Origin of the sequence: Rhodococcus sp. T7, assembly GCF_009872365.1 — a bacterium.
GTDB lineage: Bacteria > Actinomycetota > Actinomycetes > Mycobacteriales > Mycobacteriaceae > Rhodococcus_F.
This window is the reverse complement of record NZ_WXYH01000333.1, coordinates 1-15414: the sequence shown is the minus strand read 5'-3', so window position 1 is coordinate 15414 and position 15414 is coordinate 1. Positions and strand designations below refer to the sequence as shown.

16 protein-coding genes are annotated in these 15414 nt (G+C 67.2%); 12 read left to right on the top strand and 4 right to left on the bottom strand.

Annotated features, from left to right (window positions below; all coding sequences use genetic code 11):
• The first annotated feature begins 17 nt into the window (after window positions 1–17).
• The 4 genes from MLGJGCBP_RS29400 to MLGJGCBP_RS29385 all read left to right on the top strand — a co-directional run bounded on the left by MLGJGCBP_RS29400 (window position 18) and on the right by MLGJGCBP_RS29385 (window position 3966).
• On the top strand, window positions 18–815 hold the full coding sequence (locus tag MLGJGCBP_RS29400) for an SDR family NAD(P)-dependent oxidoreductase (RefSeq protein ID WP_160099984.1): 798 nt from the start codon (window positions 18–20) through the stop codon (window positions 813–815).
• A gap of 148 nt (window positions 816–963) precedes the next feature.
• The gene (locus tag MLGJGCBP_RS29395; protein WP_160099982.1) at window positions 964–1884 is read left to right on the top strand and encodes an LLM class flavin-dependent oxidoreductase; all 921 of its coding nucleotides are present in this window, start codon (window positions 964–966) and stop codon (window positions 1882–1884) included.
• A 34-nt stretch (window positions 1885–1918) separates the two neighbouring features.
• Window positions 1919–3259, top strand: coding sequence for a PucR family transcriptional regulator (locus MLGJGCBP_RS29390; protein ID WP_160099980.1), 1341 nt, complete (start codon window positions 1919–1921; stop codon window positions 3257–3259).
• Window positions 3256–3966 carry an SDR family oxidoreductase gene (locus MLGJGCBP_RS29385; protein ID WP_160099978.1) on the top strand — a complete coding sequence of 237 codons (711 nt, stop codon included), beginning with the start codon at window positions 3256–3258 and terminating at the stop codon, window positions 3964–3966. Before MLGJGCBP_RS29390 ends, MLGJGCBP_RS29385 begins: the two co-directional genes overlap by 4 nt.
• A gap of 9 nt (window positions 3967–3975) precedes the next feature.
• On the opposite strand, the gene MLGJGCBP_RS29380 is transcribed toward MLGJGCBP_RS29385, so the two are convergent.
• The gene (locus tag MLGJGCBP_RS29380; protein ID WP_160099976.1) at window positions 3976–4761 is read right to left on the bottom strand and encodes an SDR family NAD(P)-dependent oxidoreductase; all 786 of its coding nucleotides are present in this window, start codon (window positions 4759–4761) and stop codon (window positions 3976–3978) included.
• 122 nt (window positions 4762–4883) lie between these two features.
• Between MLGJGCBP_RS29380 and MLGJGCBP_RS29375 the strand changes: the two genes are divergently transcribed.
• Entirely contained in the window at window positions 4884–5933 is a 1050-nt protein-coding gene (locus MLGJGCBP_RS29375) for a phosphotransferase family protein (protein WP_160099974.1), read from the top strand.
• Between the two features lie 16 nt (window positions 5934–5949).
• On the opposite strand, the gene MLGJGCBP_RS29370 is transcribed toward MLGJGCBP_RS29375, so the two are convergent.
• Window positions 5950–6966 (bottom strand): NADPH:quinone oxidoreductase family protein, encoded by a 1017-nt coding sequence (locus MLGJGCBP_RS29370; RefSeq protein WP_160099972.1) that lies wholly within the window; start codon window positions 6964–6966, stop codon window positions 5950–5952.
• A gap of 20 nt (window positions 6967–6986) precedes the next feature.
• Window positions 6987–7439: a MaoC family dehydratase gene (locus MLGJGCBP_RS29365; protein ID WP_087560825.1), complete on the bottom strand. Its 453-nt coding sequence runs from the start codon at window positions 7437–7439 to the stop codon at window positions 6987–6989.
• A gap of 151 nt (window positions 7440–7590) precedes the next feature.
• Between MLGJGCBP_RS29365 and MLGJGCBP_RS29360 the strand changes: the two genes are divergently transcribed.
• The 3 genes from MLGJGCBP_RS29360 to MLGJGCBP_RS29350 all read left to right on the top strand — a co-directional run bounded on the left by MLGJGCBP_RS29360 (window position 7591) and on the right by MLGJGCBP_RS29350 (window position 11267).
• Window positions 7591–8853: an acyl-CoA dehydrogenase family protein gene (locus MLGJGCBP_RS29360; protein WP_160099970.1), complete on the top strand. Its 1263-nt coding sequence runs from the start codon at window positions 7591–7593 to the stop codon at window positions 8851–8853.
• Between the two features lie 129 nt (window positions 8854–8982).
• Window positions 8983–10254, top strand: coding sequence for an MFS transporter (locus MLGJGCBP_RS29355; RefSeq protein ID WP_160099968.1), 1272 nt, complete (start codon window positions 8983–8985; stop codon window positions 10252–10254).
• The gene (locus MLGJGCBP_RS29350; RefSeq protein WP_160099966.1) at window positions 10251–11267 is read left to right on the top strand and encodes a DUF7064 domain-containing protein; all 1017 of its coding nucleotides are present in this window, start codon (window positions 10251–10253) and stop codon (window positions 11265–11267) included. The genes MLGJGCBP_RS29355 and MLGJGCBP_RS29350 overlap by 4 nt, the downstream gene beginning before the upstream one ends.
• Window positions 11268–11332: 65 nt before the next feature.
• Here MLGJGCBP_RS29350 and MLGJGCBP_RS29345 read toward each other — a convergent pair whose 3' ends face one another.
• A complete protein-coding gene (locus MLGJGCBP_RS29345; protein WP_087560775.1) occupies window positions 11333–11884 on the bottom strand; it encodes a TetR/AcrR family transcriptional regulator in 552 nt (183 codons plus the stop codon).
• Window positions 11885–11929: 45 nt separating this feature from the next.
• On the opposite strand from MLGJGCBP_RS29345, the gene MLGJGCBP_RS29340 reads away from it, so the two are divergent.
• From MLGJGCBP_RS29340 to MLGJGCBP_RS29325, 4 genes are all read left to right on the top strand, one after another.
• Window positions 11930–12454 (top strand): thioesterase family protein, encoded by a 525-nt coding sequence (locus MLGJGCBP_RS29340; RefSeq protein WP_160099964.1) that lies wholly within the window; start codon window positions 11930–11932, stop codon window positions 12452–12454.
• Between the two features lie 395 nt (window positions 12455–12849).
• Window positions 12850–13656, top strand: a complete 807-nt coding sequence (locus MLGJGCBP_RS29335) for an enoyl-CoA hydratase-related protein (protein ID WP_160099962.1) — start codon at window positions 12850–12852, stop codon at window positions 13654–13656.
• Window positions 13657–13745: 89 nt separating this feature from the next.
• Window positions 13746–14882: an acyl-CoA dehydrogenase family protein gene (locus MLGJGCBP_RS29330; RefSeq protein WP_160099960.1), complete on the top strand. Its 1137-nt coding sequence runs from the start codon at window positions 13746–13748 to the stop codon at window positions 14880–14882.
• A gap of 29 nt (window positions 14883–14911) precedes the next feature.
• Window positions 14912–15414: SDR family NAD(P)-dependent oxidoreductase (locus MLGJGCBP_RS29325; RefSeq protein ID WP_160099958.1), on the top strand; the 503-nt coding region annotated here is incomplete at its 3' end.

Below are 15414 nucleotides of genomic sequence, written 5' to 3'. Positions count from 1 at the left end.
CGAAACGGAGTACACCCATGGGAACCCATGAAATTGCGCCACCGAAGGATCTGGCGGACAGCGGCGCTCTCGTCGTCGGGGGTACGGCTGGGATCGGTCTCGCGACCGCAGTCGGCCTCGCCCACGCCGGCACGCCGCACATCATGGTCGTCGGACGCAGCACAGAGCGCGGACACGCTGCTGCCGAGCGCATCTCGTCCGTCAATTCCGATTGCGAGGTGACCTTCCTGCCGGCCGACGCGACCACCGTCGACGGTGCCGCACACATCGCGTCCGAAGCCGAGCGAATTCTGGGCGGCGTGGACATCCTGGTCTCCACGACGGCCGCCGACACAAGGCCGGAACTCTTCGCGAACATTCCCACCGGCGACATCGCGCGCATCTTCGACCAGCTCGCACTGCCGTGCATGTACCTCGCGAGCGAGATCGTCCCGCACATGACGGCACGGAAGGGTGGCGTGATCATCAACGTCGCCTCGGATGCCGCCAAGACCGCCACACCGGGCGAGTCCGTGATCGGTGCCGCGAAGGCGGCCATCGTCATGTTCACCCGAACCCTGGCGATCGAAGCCAAACGCAGCGGAATCCGGGTGAACGTCCTGACACCGTCACTCGTCAACGGAACAGGGTCGACCGAACGCATCACCGCCGACGGATTCAGCGCCAAACTGTTCGCCAAGGCCGCATCACAGGCACACCTCGGCGTTCCCGAATCCGAAGACCTCGCCGCGCTGGCGGTCTTCCTCGCCTCCCCGGCCGCGCGCCGGCTCACCGGACAGGCCATCAGCGTCAACGGCGGGATCTCCGCAGCCTGAGTCGGACCTGCCTCGGCGAGGCCCGGGCGCCACGAAAGGCGTGAACGGCGGCAGTCCGATGCTGTGACCACGGCACGCCACCGTCCGGCCTTGCCATCCGCGGGGTGAGAAGTTTATGGTCAGTCCATTCGCACGAGAGGAGATCAGGGTGTCGATCAGAGTGGGACTATCGGTCACAGATGCGCTCCTCGTCCCGAAACCTGCTGATCGGCGACTGCTCCTCGATTCCGCCGCGGAGGCGGGTCTCGACCACATCACGGTCGGCGATCACATCAGCTTCCACGGCGGAACCGGGTTCGACGGCATGGTGTCGGCGACGTCGGTGCTGTCGACCCACGACACGTTGTCGGTGGTCATCGGCGTGTACCTGCTCGGACTGCGGCACCCGATGCTCGCCGCCCGTCAGATCGCGACGCTGTCGCAGATCGCGCCCGGCCGGTTGGTCCTCGGCGCCGGCGTGGGCGGTGAGGACCGCTCCGAGATCTCGAACAGCGGGGTCGACCCCAGCACCCGCGGCCGTCGCCTCGACGAGACCCTCGAGGTGCTGCGCGCCGTCCTCACCGGCGAGGAAGTAACCCATCACGGTGAGTTCTTCACCCTGGACCGGGCCCGCATCCTGCCTGCGCCGCAGCCGGCGGTGCCGATCCTCATCGGCGGGCGGGGCGAATCCGCGATCCGCCGCACCGCCCGCTACGGCGACGGCTGGCTCGGCATCTTCTGCACTCCACGCCGGTTCGCCGAGACCCGTACCGCCATTCTCGATGCGGCAGCGAAGGAAGACCGGGCACCCGACTCGTTCGGCGTCAACGTCTGGTGCGGGCTCGACAAGGACGCCGCGGTCGCGGACCGACTCGTCGGCGAGAAGATGCAGGCGTTGTATCAGTTGCCGCGAGACAAGTTCCGTCATCTTGCCCCCGCCGGAACACCCGAACAGGTGGCCGAGTGGCTGAACTCGTTCGTCGAGGCAGGTGCGGACAACATCACGCTGGTGCCGGTAACCACGTCGATGGAGGCGGCCATCGAGCACGCGGCGTCCGTCCGCACACTTCTGCTCACCCATCACAGCTGACCACGACCCGGTAGACACGGAAGCGAGGACCACGATGTCCACCTCCGGCGCCGACACCGGCCGTAAGCAGCTGCCGCTCAGCGTGTTCGACGAACTTCTCGACGATGCCGCGGTCGCGGTCGACTGCCTGTCCGCGATCGTCCGGGTCTGCTCGGAGGCCACCGGCAAGGCGGTGACCCTGTTCGATCGCCAGGGACACGTCGTCGCGTCCACCCGCCCGGAGGCCGGCAGGCAGACCACCTTCCCGCCGTTGCGCGACATCGTGCGCGGGCACACCACGACCACCCCGCCCAGTGCGGACCCGGTGCTGCTGCCCGCCGAACTCGGCACCGGGTTGTCTCGCCGGAAGATTCTCAGCGCCGTCGTCGAACGCGGCGAGCACCTCGGGTGGCTCGTCGTGGACGAACAGCCGACGCCGTTCCATCCCACGGACGAGTACGTGACGTTGCGCTGTGCCCGCCGCATCGGAGCCCAGTTCCTCACCCAGCGCCGCATCACCCGAGTCGCGTGGAACGCGAGGTCGAACCTCGCCCGGCAACTCGTCCGGGGTTCCGGCGCCTGGAAAGATCTCGCGGCCGGCGCCGAGTACCTCGGTGTGAACGTCTACGCACGCCGCGCCCTGGTGTACGTGCGCGATTCCGAGGGTGCACCCGAGGATCTCGACCGTTCCCTCGCCGAGTACACCGAGCGCGCACTCGGCCTGGAGGTGCTGTCGACCCGGGGTTCCGAGGGGATCCTCCTGCTGATCGAGGCACCCGCGGGGGCGGCGTCCCCCGCCGTCGTCGGGCGCATCACGTCGACCCTCGAGGCCGCGGCCGCCGAATTGAGCCCGGCGAGCGGCCTGATCGCCGGGGTGTCGTCGGTGTACGAACCCGATTCGTTCGCCCGGGCGTACCGGGAGGCGCGGGAGGTCGTGCGCTGCATCGACCGCTTCACTCACGGAACGCGGCACCGCGTCCTCGCCGTCGACGACCTGGGACCGGCCCGGCTCTTCCTCGCGAACGGCGAGGTCTCGGCGATCCGGCACTTCATCGACGACATGCTCGGCCCGCTCCTCGACGACGACGCGGCAGCCGCGACCGAACTGATTCGCACGCTGGCCGTCTGGTTCGAGCAGAATCGCGGAATGCGCCGCACCGCCGCCCGGTTGGGTGTGCACGAGAACACCGTCCGCCTCCGGCTGTCGCGGGTTCACACCCTCACGGGACTCGACGTCACCGGAGACGCGTCCCATCAACTGAGCATCCAGACCGCACTTCTCGTCCTCCGGTTGCGCGACCACCCGGCCTTCCACCTCGAAAGCCGTTGCGCCGAAGCGCAGGACGACAACACCGTGCGCGCAGACGCGCTCCCGGACGAACGGAGATCCGCATGACCGACCCGCGCCGCCGCACGGCACTCGTGACGGGCGCCGCACGCGACGGCAGTATCGGCAAGGCCATCGTGGCCCGGCTCGAGGCCGACGGGATGGACGTCGTCACCCTCGACCGTGCACCCGGGTGCACCTACCAGGCCGACATCGCGTCCGACGAGTTGCCGGACCTCGACGACATCGACGTCTACGTGGCCAACGCCGGGCTGACGACGATGTTCGGCGCCGCACACAGCATGTCGATCGACAAGTGGCGGAAGGATCTCGACGTCAATCTCACCGGGACGTTCCGGGTGCTTCAGCAGTGCCTGCCGGGGATGCGCGAACGACGGTACGGGCGTGTCGTCGTCATCTCCAGCACCGCAGGCACGCAGGGCATGCCGGCGCAGGTCTCCTACAGCACCACGAAGGCCGGCCTGCTCGGTCTGGTCAAGACAGTCGCGGCCGAGAACGTCTCCCTCGGCATCACCGCCAACGCGGTCCTGCCCGGGATGACCGCGAGTTCCGGCATTCTGTCGATGCCACAGGACATCCAGGACGCGTGGCTCGCGTCGATGCCCAACGGATTCGTCGACCCGGCCGACATCGCGGACGCCGTCGCGTTCTTCGCCTCCCCCACCGCGCGCAGTGTCACCGGCCAGTTCCTCACCGTCGACGGCGGCGACGGCCTCAACACCCGCTCGGTCACCTCCTCGGTGGTACGGCGCTGATCGCGGCGTTCAGTTCACCAGCACGCCGCCGTCGACCGGAAGGCTCACCCCGGTCAGATATGCGGATGCGTCGCTCGCCAGGAACACCACCACCGCCGCGATGTCCTCGGGATCGCCGATCCGGCCGAGCGGTATCCGCGCGTCGATGATCTTTCGCTTGTAGTTCTCGCTGTAGTGCGCTGTCGCCTCGGACGGAAACACCCCCGGCAGAAGGGCATTGACACGGATACCGCTCGGCCCGAGTTGAGCGGCGAGGTCGCGGGTCAATCCGAGAACGGCAGCCTTGCTCGCGCTGTACGCGGCGGCGGGCATCTTCGCCGTCGTGAGAGCCATGACGCTGGAGACATTCACGATCGAACTTCCCCGGCCCATCACCCGCGCGCACGCCTGGATCATCCAGTAGGAGCCGTGCAGGTTGACGTCGACGACGGACCGGAAGTGGTCGGGCGGGTCCTGCGTCACGTGATGGTATTCGCCGCCGGTGCCCGCGTTGTTGACGAGGACATCCACCCTCCCGAACGCCTCGACGGCGGCCTCGACCAGGCGATTACATTGGTCCGCCTCCGTCACGTCGGTATGCACCGCGACTACGCGGGGGTTGTACTTTCGCACCTGTTCCGCGGTCGCCGCGAGTTTGTCGCCGCGCCGGGCGCCGAGGACGACGTCCGCGCCCGCCTGAGCCAGCGCGAGCGCGTACGCCACTCCGAGTCCGGACGACGCCCCGGTCACGATCGCCACCTTGCCGTGCAAGGAGAATCGCTCCAGCATGTTTCGGTGGTGAGAGGTATTCGACATAGGCAAGCTCTACCACGCACTCCGTGGGAGCCGAAGCATGCACCGGGGAGCCGCTGTGGGTTTCTTCAGCGGCGATCGCGCCCGTGCTTGCGGCACCGGCGGACCGGACCGATCGTGGATTCGTGACGGAATTCGACGTGAGCACTCTGACCGCCCGCGCGACCGAGGCTGCCGGTCGCCAATGGCCGGGATCCGCGATATCGGCGCCCTCGGCACTGCCGGGCGGCGTGTCGAGCCTGACCTACCGGGCGGTTCTCAGCCGCCCCGGCCTGCCCGACGCGGGCATCGTCCTCAAGATGGCACCCCCCGGACTGGAACCGGTCCGCAACCGCGACGTCCTCCGGCAGGCGCGGATCATCCGTCTGCTCGGCGCGGCGCCCGGCGTCCGGGTGCCGGCGATCCTCTTCGAGGAGAGCGGAACACCCGAACGGCCACCGTTCTTCGGCATGACCCTCGTCGACGGACAGTCCTACGAACCTCTCCTCGACGAAGCCGACTCCCCTCCTTCCGCCGACACGGTTGCCGTCCGCGCTCACAGAGCCGCGGGGATGCTCGCGCGGATGCAGAACCTCGACCCCGTCGCGCTGGGAGTCGGGGACGAACCGGTCGTCACCGTCGCGGAGGAACTTGCGCGCTGGCAGCGCCTGCTCGACACCGTCGACGACGACATCGCGCCTCGCCACGCCGAACTGCACGCCGCGCTGGCGGACCGGATCCCGGCACCGGTCGCTCCCACGCTGCTCCACGGCGACTATCGACTCGCGAACATGCTGTTCGCCGGCGAAAACCTCGCCGCGATCATCGACTGGGAGATCTGGTCCGTCGGCGACCCCCGCACCGATCTGGCGTGGCTGCTGATGCACACCGACCCGGTGCACCGGTTCCGGCGCACGCGGTCGGCGGCCGACGTTGCGGCGGGAACCGGAATGCCGTCGCGCGGCGAACTCCTGGCGGCGTATCGCGCCGAGCGTGACGGTCCGATTCCCGACCTGGACTGGTTCCTGGCCTACTGCCACTACAAGACGGCGTCGACGATCTCGGTGTTCGTCAAACGCAACCGGCGGCGCGCCGACCCCGACGCCTCCCTGATTGTCGCCGCCGACAGCCTCGCCGAGGTGGTCGAGCGGGGCCTGGCTGTCCTCGGCCAGACCTCGATCGCTCCCTCCTCGTGACACCCGGGTGATGGCGTCAGGTTGACGCCACAACCTCCGTGTCACCGCTCGGTACCACCTCGACCACGACCTTCCCGATCGCGGCGCGGTCGTCGAGCGTACGCAGTGCGGTCGCCGCCTGGTCGAGCGGGAACGTGGCCCCGACGTACGGCCGTATCCGTCCTTCGGCGGCCAGCGTCTCGACGGCGTCCCGGACCATCCGCAGCGTGCCGGGATACTCGGTTTCCATGTTGTCCATGGTGATTCCCGTGACGGTGAGGTTGCGGTGGAGCAGGCGGTTGACCTTGACGGTGGGAATCGAGCCGCCGGTGAATCCGACGACGACGAGTCGCCCGCCCTGACGCAGCGCACGGAGCGAGTCGGTGAACCGGTCGCCGCCCACCGGGTCGATCACCACGTGCACGCCGCGCCCGTCGGTGAGGTCGCGCACCTCGTCGAGCCACGGCCCGTCCGACCGCACTACCGCGTGCGCGCCGTGCCGGCGCGCGACCTCTTCCTTGCGGTCGCCGGACACGACCGCGATCGCCTTCACCCCGAACGTGTCCGCGAGGTCGAGCGCCGCGGTGCCCACCCCACCCGCCGCGCCGTGGACGAGCACGTACTCGCCCGGCCGGGCCTGCGCCCGGTGCAGCGCGTACCAGGACGTCGCGTAGTTCATGTAGAGCGCGGCGCCTTCGACGAACGACATCGACGGCGGGATCTTCACCGTGTAGTCGGGTAGCGCCAGGGCTCGCTCGGCGAGCGCGCCGTGCCACACGATTCCGCCGACCCGGTCACCCGGCCGGAAGTCGGTGCCGGCCGGCGCCTCGACCACGACACCCGCGAACTCGCTGCCACATACGTATGGTGTGGGCACGCCGTTCTGGTATTTCCCCCAGGTCTGCAGGGGGTCGATGAACGACAGGCCGGCGGCGTGCACGTCGACGAGCAGTCGCTGACCGTCCGCCCGGGGGTGGGCGCCCTGCGGTTCTGGCACCTCTGCCAACGTCACGCCCTCCGGGCCGGTCAGTTCCTCGACGACGACTGCACGCATGAACGTCACTCTCCTCGTGTTCAGTGGAAGTAGGCCACGACCGCGTCTGCGACGCAGGCGGGTTTGTCGTGGCCCTCGATCTGGAAGGTCTGCCGGATCGTGAACCGGTATCCGCCGTCGATCGGCCGCGCATCCTGCAGTCGCGCCGTCATGCGGATCCGCGAACCCACCCGGACGGGGTTCAGGAACCGCACCGTGTCGAACCCGTAGTTGAGCCCCAGCGAATGCCCGTTCATCTCGAAGATCTCGTAGAGAAACCTCGGCCCGAGCGAGAGTGTGTACATTCCGTGGGCGATCGTGCCGCCGAATCCGGCCTCCCGTCCCCGCTCGGGGTCGACGTGGATCCGCTCGAAGTCCTCGGTGTCGTGCGCGAACGCGGTGATGCGGTCCTGGGTCACGGCGTACCAGGCCGTCGTCCCGAGGTCGGTGCCGATCCGCCCGACCAACTCGTCGATCCCGTTCAGCTTCAGCATGGCCGCATGCAACCACGCCGACCACGCGCACCCCAGGAACCGTCGATCCGGCACTGGAGAAATCAACAGTGCGGCGCGGCAGCCTCGTGGCCGTGGGTGCCGCCGCTCCCTACCGTCCGATACATCAGGAAACCGAAGCGGAGGACGCCCCATGGACTGGACCATTCCCGACGATGTGCAGCAGTTCGTCACCGACCTCGACGCGTTCATCGATCGCGAGATCACCCCGCTCGAGGCCAAGCACCCGCAGTTCTTCGACCACCGCCGGGAGTACGCCCGCACGGACTGGGAACGGGACGGGTTCCCCAAGCAGGAATGGCGTGAGTTGCTGCTCGAGGCGCGGCGCCGATCCGACGCCGCCGGGTTCTTCCGGTTCCCGTTGCCCCGGGTGCTCGGCGGCAACGACGGGAGCAACCTCGCGATGGCCGTCGTGCGCGAGCACCTCCTCACCCGGGGCTCGGGTCTGCACTTCCCGCACGCCGACGAGGCCTCGGTGGTCGCGAACCTCCCTCTCGCGCTCGTGTTGCACGAATACGGCACCGCCGAGCAGCGGGAGCGGTACCTCGAACCGCTGATCCGCGGCGACATCGAGATCGCGTTCGGTCTCACCGAGCCTGGGCACGGCAGCGACGCGACGTACCTGGAGACGACGGCCCGCCGTGACGGTGACGACTGGATCATCAACGGGGCGAAGCGCTTCAACAGTCTCGTCGACTGCTCCGAGGTCGACCTCGTGTTCGCGCGCACGTCGGGGCAGGCCGGCAAGGCGGACGGGATCACCGCGTTTCTGGTGCCGACGGACGCGCCCGGGTTCTCCGTGCCGTTCAACCATTGGACGTTCAACATGCCCAGCGACCATTCGGAAGTCCATCTCGACGACGTGCGGGTCCCGGCGGGCGCAGTGGTCGGCGAGGTCGGCCGCGGTCTCGACTGCGCGCAGCTGTTCGTCCACGAGAATCGCATCCGGCAGGCGGCGTCGTCGCTCGGCGCCGCGCAGTACTGCATCGACGAGAGTGTCCGGTATGCGCAGGAGCGGGTCGTCTTCGGTAAGCCGCTGCACGAACACCAGGGCATCCAGTGGCAGCTGGTGGAACTGCAGACCGACGCCGAGCTGATCCGCAACACCATCTACAAGACCGCGGCCATGATGGACGAACTCGGGAAGACGGCCGTCTCCGACAAGGTCGCGATGGTGAACCTGCGCAGCAATCAGCTCGCGTGCCGCGCGGCCGACCGTGCGATCCAGATCCACGGCGGCGTCGGTTACACCCGCCACAAGCAGTTCGAGCACATCTACCGCCACCATCGGCGGTACCGCATCACCGAGGGCACCGACGAGCTCCAGCTGCGTCGCATCGCGAGCAGGATGTTCGATTTCGGATCAACGAGAGGACCGGCTGGGGGAACCACATAGCGATTTTTGGTCTGTCCTTTGCATTTGGACTGTCCATATGCTTCCATGCTGTGACGAGCGCCACTCACGTGGCTCGCCCGCACCCCACGTCCACTGTTCGACCATCGACATCGATCGACAGGAGCTCCCATGAGCACAGCGTCCACGCGGCACCTGAACCGCTGGTGGTACGTCGTCACAGGCTTTTTGACTCTGCTGTTCGGCACGACGGCGGTCAACGTTCTGTTCAACATCCTGGGCAAGCCCATGACCCAGGAGTTCGGCTGGGAACGAAGCGTCATCAGCAACGGTCTGTCCATCGAAACGGTGCTGGTGGGCATCAGCATCGTCATCCTGGGCTTCCTCATCGACCGGTACGGGCCCAAGATCCCCTCGGTTCCGATGTCGCTGGCGTTCGGAATCGGCCTGATGCTGATGTCCGTTCTCCCGAACAATCAACTCGCCTTCTACCTGCTCTGTGTGGTGATCGGCGCCGGAGCGGGCGCCGTGAACCCGGTCGCGCACTCGACCGTGGTGAGTGCGTGGTTCCAAGACCGTCGCGGCATGGCGCTGGGCATCCTCATGGCGGGCCTCGGCTCGTGCGGTGTGCTGATGCCGTATCTGGCCAACTGGATGCTCGGCATCGGCGGATGGCGCCTGGCTTTCCTGGTCATCGGCGCCCTGTGCACGGTCATCCCGGCGGCCGTCTACGCCTTCGTCACCCGCATGCCTGCCGAACACGAGGCCGAGCGCATGGCCGCGCGTCAGCAGGGCCGGATGGCCGGGGAATCGCTGCTCACCGTGGCGAGAAAGTACCGGCAGTTCTGGATGCTCTCCATCGCCATCTTCTTCGTCTCGTCGGCGACGTTCGGGCTGATGTCGCAGATCGTCCCCATGACCACCGACAAGGGCATCAGCCAGGGCACCGCCGTCTCGATCCTGTCCGTCCTCAGCCTGGCGTCGGTTTCCGCCCGTCTGCTGGTCGGCTACCTGTTGGACCGGTTCTACGCGCCCGCCATCGGCTCGATCATCTTCGCGTTGTGCGCGGTCGGCGTCTTCCTGATGATCACGTCGACGCAGGTAGGCATGCTGTTCCTCGGCGCCGTCCTGATCGGCCTCGGCCTGGGGTCCGAAGGCGATCTCGCCGCCTACATGGTGAGCCGGTACTTCCCCAAGCACTCCTACGGCCGGGTGCTGGGATTCATCTACTTCCTGTACGCGCAGGGGTCGGCGTTCGGCATCTTCCTGCTCGGGCAGGTCTACGGCGCCACCGGTTCCTACAGTGCCGGCGCGCTCCCGATCATCGTCCTGGTCGGCATCGCCATCGCGTGCCTGCTGATGATGGGTTCCTACCGCTTCACGCTGGACCACCGCGAAATCGGCGCCGACAATGTGACTGAAGAACAAAAGGAGCACGTATGACCGACGGATTCCACGACGCCCTGGTAACCCGGGCCACCGCTGACATGCCGGAGAGATTCTTCGACCGGTTCATGTTCAACCTTCATCCGGACGGCAATACCGCACCGTCGGTGATCCTCGGCGCCGGTGTCTATCCACCGCGGAACGTCGTGGACGGTTTCGTCGTCCTCACCACGGAGACCGAGCAGCGCAACCTGCGCTTCTCCACCGAGCACGACGCGACCGACGCCGCCTCCGTCGGGCCGCTGAAGTGGGAGACGCTCGAGGACAACACCACCTGGCGAATCCAGCTGGGTGAGAACAAGACCGGACTCGAACTGGACCTGGTCTGGCGTGCCCGGGCACCGTACTGGCTCGGATCGGTAGACGTGGAGAACGCCGACGGCAACGTCACGTCGTTCGACCACCTCTTCCAGCCCGGCCGCTACGAAGGCACTCTCACCCTCGACGGAACCACCACCGACGTCGGCGGGTGGTACGGCCTGCGGGACCGCTCCCGTGGGGTACGCACCATGTCCGGTGGACAGGGCCTGCACATCTGGTACCAGGCGCAGTTCCCGGACCGCACGTTCGGGTTCCTGCTCGTCGAGGACCGTCGAGGTGGCCGAATTCTCCTGGAAGGCGCCGTCATGCACGACGACGGCCGACTCGACGACATCACCGACGTCCGGCACGACCTGGCGTTCGCCGCGGGCAACGACCTCACCGGCGGGACGGTCGAGGTCGTGACGGCCGGCGGCGAGACCTACCGCATCGGTGCGGACGCCTCCGCCGGCGGTGGGTACATGGCGGGCGGTGGCTACGGCGGACACCACGGCAAGGTCCGTGGCCGCGATTTCGAAGAGTTCGACGTCTATCCGCTCGACGGATCCGTGGGGCCGACGACCCTCGACTCGGCCCTGACCGACCGGTGCTGCACGTTCGAGTGGAACGGGCAGACCGGCTACGGAATCTTCGAGTTCGCCCTGTCGCGGTCGTCGTCCTACACGTACCGTTCCAGCATCGCGACCTAGCCCGAAGCCGACTCTGCCCCTGCATCTACCGATAGATGCAGGGGCAGAGTGCTGTTCGCAGTGCGCTATTGCCGGAAAGCGTCCAGTCCCTCGCTGGCCATCCGCACCATGTGGTCGGCCAGCCCGGCGGTGCGGGTCACCTTGGCGGGCCAATACGCGATCGAGAAGATCATGCCCAGGCAGGACTGGGTTGCCACCGAAACCTCCGCCGGTGACGCGGCGGGAATCGACCGCGCCACCGCGGCCTCCCACCCCTGGACGTACTGCTTGCGCCTGCGGTTGATCGCCTTCCGCCACGGATCGACCAGCGACCGGTCTTCACGCTGGCTGACGTTCACGAGATGGCGGTGCCGGGCAGCATAGAGCGCGTGGTGGCGGATCATCCGCTGGAGATCGAGCTCCGCGTCCTCGTGCACCGGTTCGGTGGCGCCGATCAACTCGTCCATCGCCTCGTCGAACAGGGTGGCCAAAATCTCGTCCTTGCCCGAGAAATGACGATAGATGGCAGGACCGCTCAGACCCGCACGGGATCCCAGTTCATCGACACTCGTGCCGTGAAAGCCTTTTTCGTAGAACAGCTCTGCGGCGGTGTCGAGGATCTTCCTGTTCCGGTCCACACCTGCATCCTAGCACTCGTTGTTAACGATCGTTATTATGAGCCGATGACGTCACCAGCCGGAATCCCCTCATACCTCCAGGTGGTTGCACTGCCCCGCGAATGCGGGCCCGTGCTCATTCCGTCCGCCTACGAGGACGAGAACGGCCACATGAACATCCGCCACTACTTCGACCTCGAGGCGCAGGCCATCGCGGAAGTGTTCGATCGGCTGGGCATCACCGACGACTACCGCAGCACCCGCGGCCAGGGGTTCTTCACCGCGGAGCATCACATCCGCTACTACGCCGAAGTCCACGTCGGCGACCGCGTGTCGGTGCACGCGCAGATCGTCGAACGCTCGGACAAAGTAGTCCACGCGATGGCGTTTCTCGTCGACGACACGACCGAACGCCTCGCGAGCACCCTCGAGGTCACCGCGACCCACGTCGACCTCACCAGCCGCCGAGTGGTCCCGTTCGCGGCCGACGTCGCGGACGCCGTCGACCGGGAACTGGCAGGCACCGCACACGTCGACTGGCCCGCCCCGGTGTGCGGCGCGATGGGCGTCCGCGCCAGGGCCGCGCGGTGACGGCGTCGGACCGAGCTCCGATCATCCATTGACGCGCACCTTCTCGGTTCTCACACTCGCTACGGGTGCCGACAGGGGGTGCCTGAGCACAGAAGTAGTGCGTCTGTGGCCATCGTGCGCCCAATCATGTTCGTGACCAATCGAATTCAGCAGTCAAGCACGTCCTGAAGCCCGGGAGCCCACTGCGGCTCGTCCCACGGGCTCCGTACGAGTCAATCTTCGCCGATTCGCACTTTTTGCAGAGACACGCGAATCCATCACCGCAGGTACAGGCGTTTTTTGCCCCCGCTCTTGAAAACGCTCGTTATCAGCGCTACCTTTGTCATAAGGTAAGACCAAAAGAACTTCGCGGGCGGCTCACGCTCCGCGGGCGACACGAAAGGACCAACAGGTCGATGAGTGACTTCACGAGTGACTTCACGGATGTGACGTACGAGGTCGAGAACGGACTCGCCTGGATCACGATCAACCGGCCCGAGCGGTACAACGCGTTCCGTGCGCGGACGGTCGACGAGTTGGTGAAGTCGTTCAAGAAGGCATGGGGCAGCTCCGAGGTCGGGGCGATCGCGCTCACCGGCGCCGGGGAGAAGGCGTTCTGCTCGGGTGGCGACCAGAAGCAGCGGATGGAGACCGGCGACTACGGCCCGTCCGACAGTGGTCTGTTCGAGGTCGAGGCTCTGCACCGCGTTCTCCGCGACGTGCCCAAGCCCGTGATCGCCGCGGTCAACGGTGTCGCGGTCGGTGGTGGCCACGTGCTGCACCTGCTGTGCGATCTGTCCATCGCCGCCGACCACGCGATCTTCGGGCAGAACGGGCCGCGCGTGGGATCGTTCGACGCCGGCCTCGGCACCGGCTACCTGGCGCGGGCCATCGGCGAGAAGCGCGCGCGTGAGATCTGGTTCCTGTGCCGCCGCTACAGCGCCGAGCAGGCTCTCGACTGGGGTCTGGTCAACAAGGTGGTGCCCGGTGACCAGCTGCGGGCAGAGGTCCGGGCATGGGCCGACGAGATCCTGCAGCTCTCGCCGACGGCGCTGAAGGTACTCAAGCAGTCGCTCAACGCCGACACCGAGCACTTCATCGCACAGGGCAACATGGCCTACTCGACGCTCAAGCTGTTCGGTGAGTCCGCCGAGGCCATCGAGGGAATCAGCGCGTTCAACGAGAAGCGCAAGCCCGACTTCTCCAAGTTCCGCGGGGCCTGACCGTTCGGGGAGGCGGGGCGTACGCGCCTCGCCTCCCGCCCGCGCGTCGACCCCACCCCCTCCCCTCACGCGAGAGAGCAGCCGCAGCTATGCGTTTCACCCGAGAGCAACAGGAGTTCGCGGTTGCCGTCCGCGAGTTCTGCGCCGCCGAATGCAAGACCCTCCAGCAACGGGACGCGCTGACCGAGGGCGGCACACTGGCGAACAGCCCCCTCATCCTCGAGAAGTTCGCGGGTCTCGGCTGGCTCGCCGTCTCGCTGCCGGAGGAGTTCGGCGGGGGCGGGGCCGGAATGGTCGAGGAATGCATCTTCCTGGAGGAATCCGCCCGCGGCCTCGCACCCATCACCGCCTACTCCACCGGTCTCACCGCCGCGCAGACCTATCTTCGCTACGGCACCGACGAGCAGAAGCGCACCATCGTCGGCAACATGGCCGCCGGCAAACTCGAGGCGATCGCCCTCAGCGAGCCCGGCGCGGGCTCTGATCTCGGTGGCGTCCGGATCAAGGCTGAACTGGTCGACGACCACTACGTCATCAACGGGCAGAAGACGTGGATCTCCGCGGCCCACGTCGCCGAGCACATCCTGCTCCTGGCCCGGACCGACTCCTCCGGCAACAAGCACCAGGGCCTGACCCTGTTCATGGTGCCTGCCGACGCCCCGGGCCTCGAGATCCACGAAATTCAGACCATGGAAGCCCGGACCTGCAACGACCTGTACTTCACCGACGTCGCGGTCCCGGCGAGCGCAGTCGTCGGCACACCGAACCAGGCGTGGCGCCACCTCATGCGCGGACTGAGCGTCGAGCGTCTCATCATCGCGACGATGGCACTGGGCGGCGCCCAGCGTTCGCTCGACGACCTGATCGCGTTCGTCACCGAGCGTGAACAGTTCGGCCAGAAGATCAGCAGCTTCCAGGCCATCCGGCACCGGATCGCGGACCTCGCCACCGACATCGCCTTCGCGAAGTCCTTCGTGTACGAGGTCGCCGAGCGGATCGACGCGGGCGAGGAAGACAACCTCAACCGCGAGGGCTCGATGGCCAAGCTGAGATGTACCGAGATCGCGAAGAAGACCGCACTCGAGGCGATGCAGATGATGGGCGGCTACGGCTACACCCGCGAGTACGGCATGGAGGAGCAGGTTCGCCGTTCTCTGGCACCACCGATCTACGGCGGTACCAACGAGATTCAGCGTGAGATCATCAGCAAGAGCCTGGGCCTGTAGCCCTCGTTCCCCATCGTAAGGACCATCGCATGACCACCACTCCCTTCACCTCCGACGCCCTCGCGGGCAAGCGCGTCCTCATCACCGGCGGCGGCACCGGGCTCGGCCGCGGCGTCGCGCGCCACCTCGTCGACCACGGCGCCGAAGTCCACCTGTGGGGCCGCCGTCCCGCCGTACTCGAGGAAGCCGCGGCGGAGGCGTCCGTCTCCCGGCCGGGTTCGGTCCACTGGCAGACCGTCGATGTGCGCAAAGCAGATCTCGTGTCGGCCGCAATGGACGAAATCTGGACTCTCCACGGTCCGCTCACCGGCGTGATCAACAACGCCGCCGCGAACTTCATCGCCCCCACCGAATCACTCAGCCCGCGTGCCTTCGAAGCCGTCACCTCCACGGTGATGAACGGGTCGTTCAATACCACTCACGCCGCAGGCCGCCGCTGGATCGAAGGCGGGACGAAGGGCGTCGTTCTGTCGACGCTCACCACCTGGGTCTGGAGCGGATCCGCGTTCGTCGTCCCGTCCGCGATGGCGAA

What these genes read in the sequence shown, in the direction of transcription:
- MLGJGCBP_RS29400 (WP_160099984.1), top strand. Translation starts at nt 18, where the DNA reads ATGGGAACCCATGAAATTGCGCCACCGAAGGATCTGGCGGACAGCGGC.
- MLGJGCBP_RS29390 (WP_160099980.1), top strand. Translation starts at nt 1,919, where the DNA reads ATGTCCACCTCCGGCGCCGACACCGGCCGTAAGCAGCTGCCGCTCAGC.
- MLGJGCBP_RS29385 (WP_160099978.1), top strand. Translation starts at nt 3,256, where the DNA reads ATGACCGACCCGCGCCGCCGCACGGCACTCGTGACGGGCGCCGCACGC.
- MLGJGCBP_RS29380 (WP_160099976.1), bottom strand. Translation starts at nt 4,761, where the DNA reads ATGTCGAATACCTCTCACCACCGAAACATGCTGGAGCGATTCTCCTTG.
- MLGJGCBP_RS29370 (WP_160099972.1), bottom strand. Translation starts at nt 6,966, where the DNA reads ATGCGTGCAGTCGTCGTCGAGGAACTGACCGGCCCGGAGGGCGTGACG.
- MLGJGCBP_RS29365 (WP_087560825.1), bottom strand. Translation starts at nt 7,439, where the DNA reads ATGCTGAAGCTGAACGGGATCGACGAGTTGGTCGGGCGGATCGGCACC.
- MLGJGCBP_RS29360 (WP_160099970.1), top strand. Translation starts at nt 7,591, where the DNA reads ATGGACTGGACCATTCCCGACGATGTGCAGCAGTTCGTCACCGACCTC.
- MLGJGCBP_RS29355 (WP_160099968.1), top strand. Translation starts at nt 8,983, where the DNA reads ATGAGCACAGCGTCCACGCGGCACCTGAACCGCTGGTGGTACGTCGTC.
- MLGJGCBP_RS29350 (WP_160099966.1), top strand. Translation starts at nt 10,251, where the DNA reads ATGACCGACGGATTCCACGACGCCCTGGTAACCCGGGCCACCGCTGAC.
- MLGJGCBP_RS29340 (WP_160099964.1), top strand. Translation starts at nt 11,930, where the DNA reads ATGACGTCACCAGCCGGAATCCCCTCATACCTCCAGGTGGTTGCACTG.
- MLGJGCBP_RS29335 (WP_160099962.1), top strand. Translation starts at nt 12,850, where the DNA reads ATGAGTGACTTCACGAGTGACTTCACGGATGTGACGTACGAGGTCGAG.
- MLGJGCBP_RS29330 (WP_160099960.1), top strand. Translation starts at nt 13,746, where the DNA reads ATGCGTTTCACCCGAGAGCAACAGGAGTTCGCGGTTGCCGTCCGCGAG.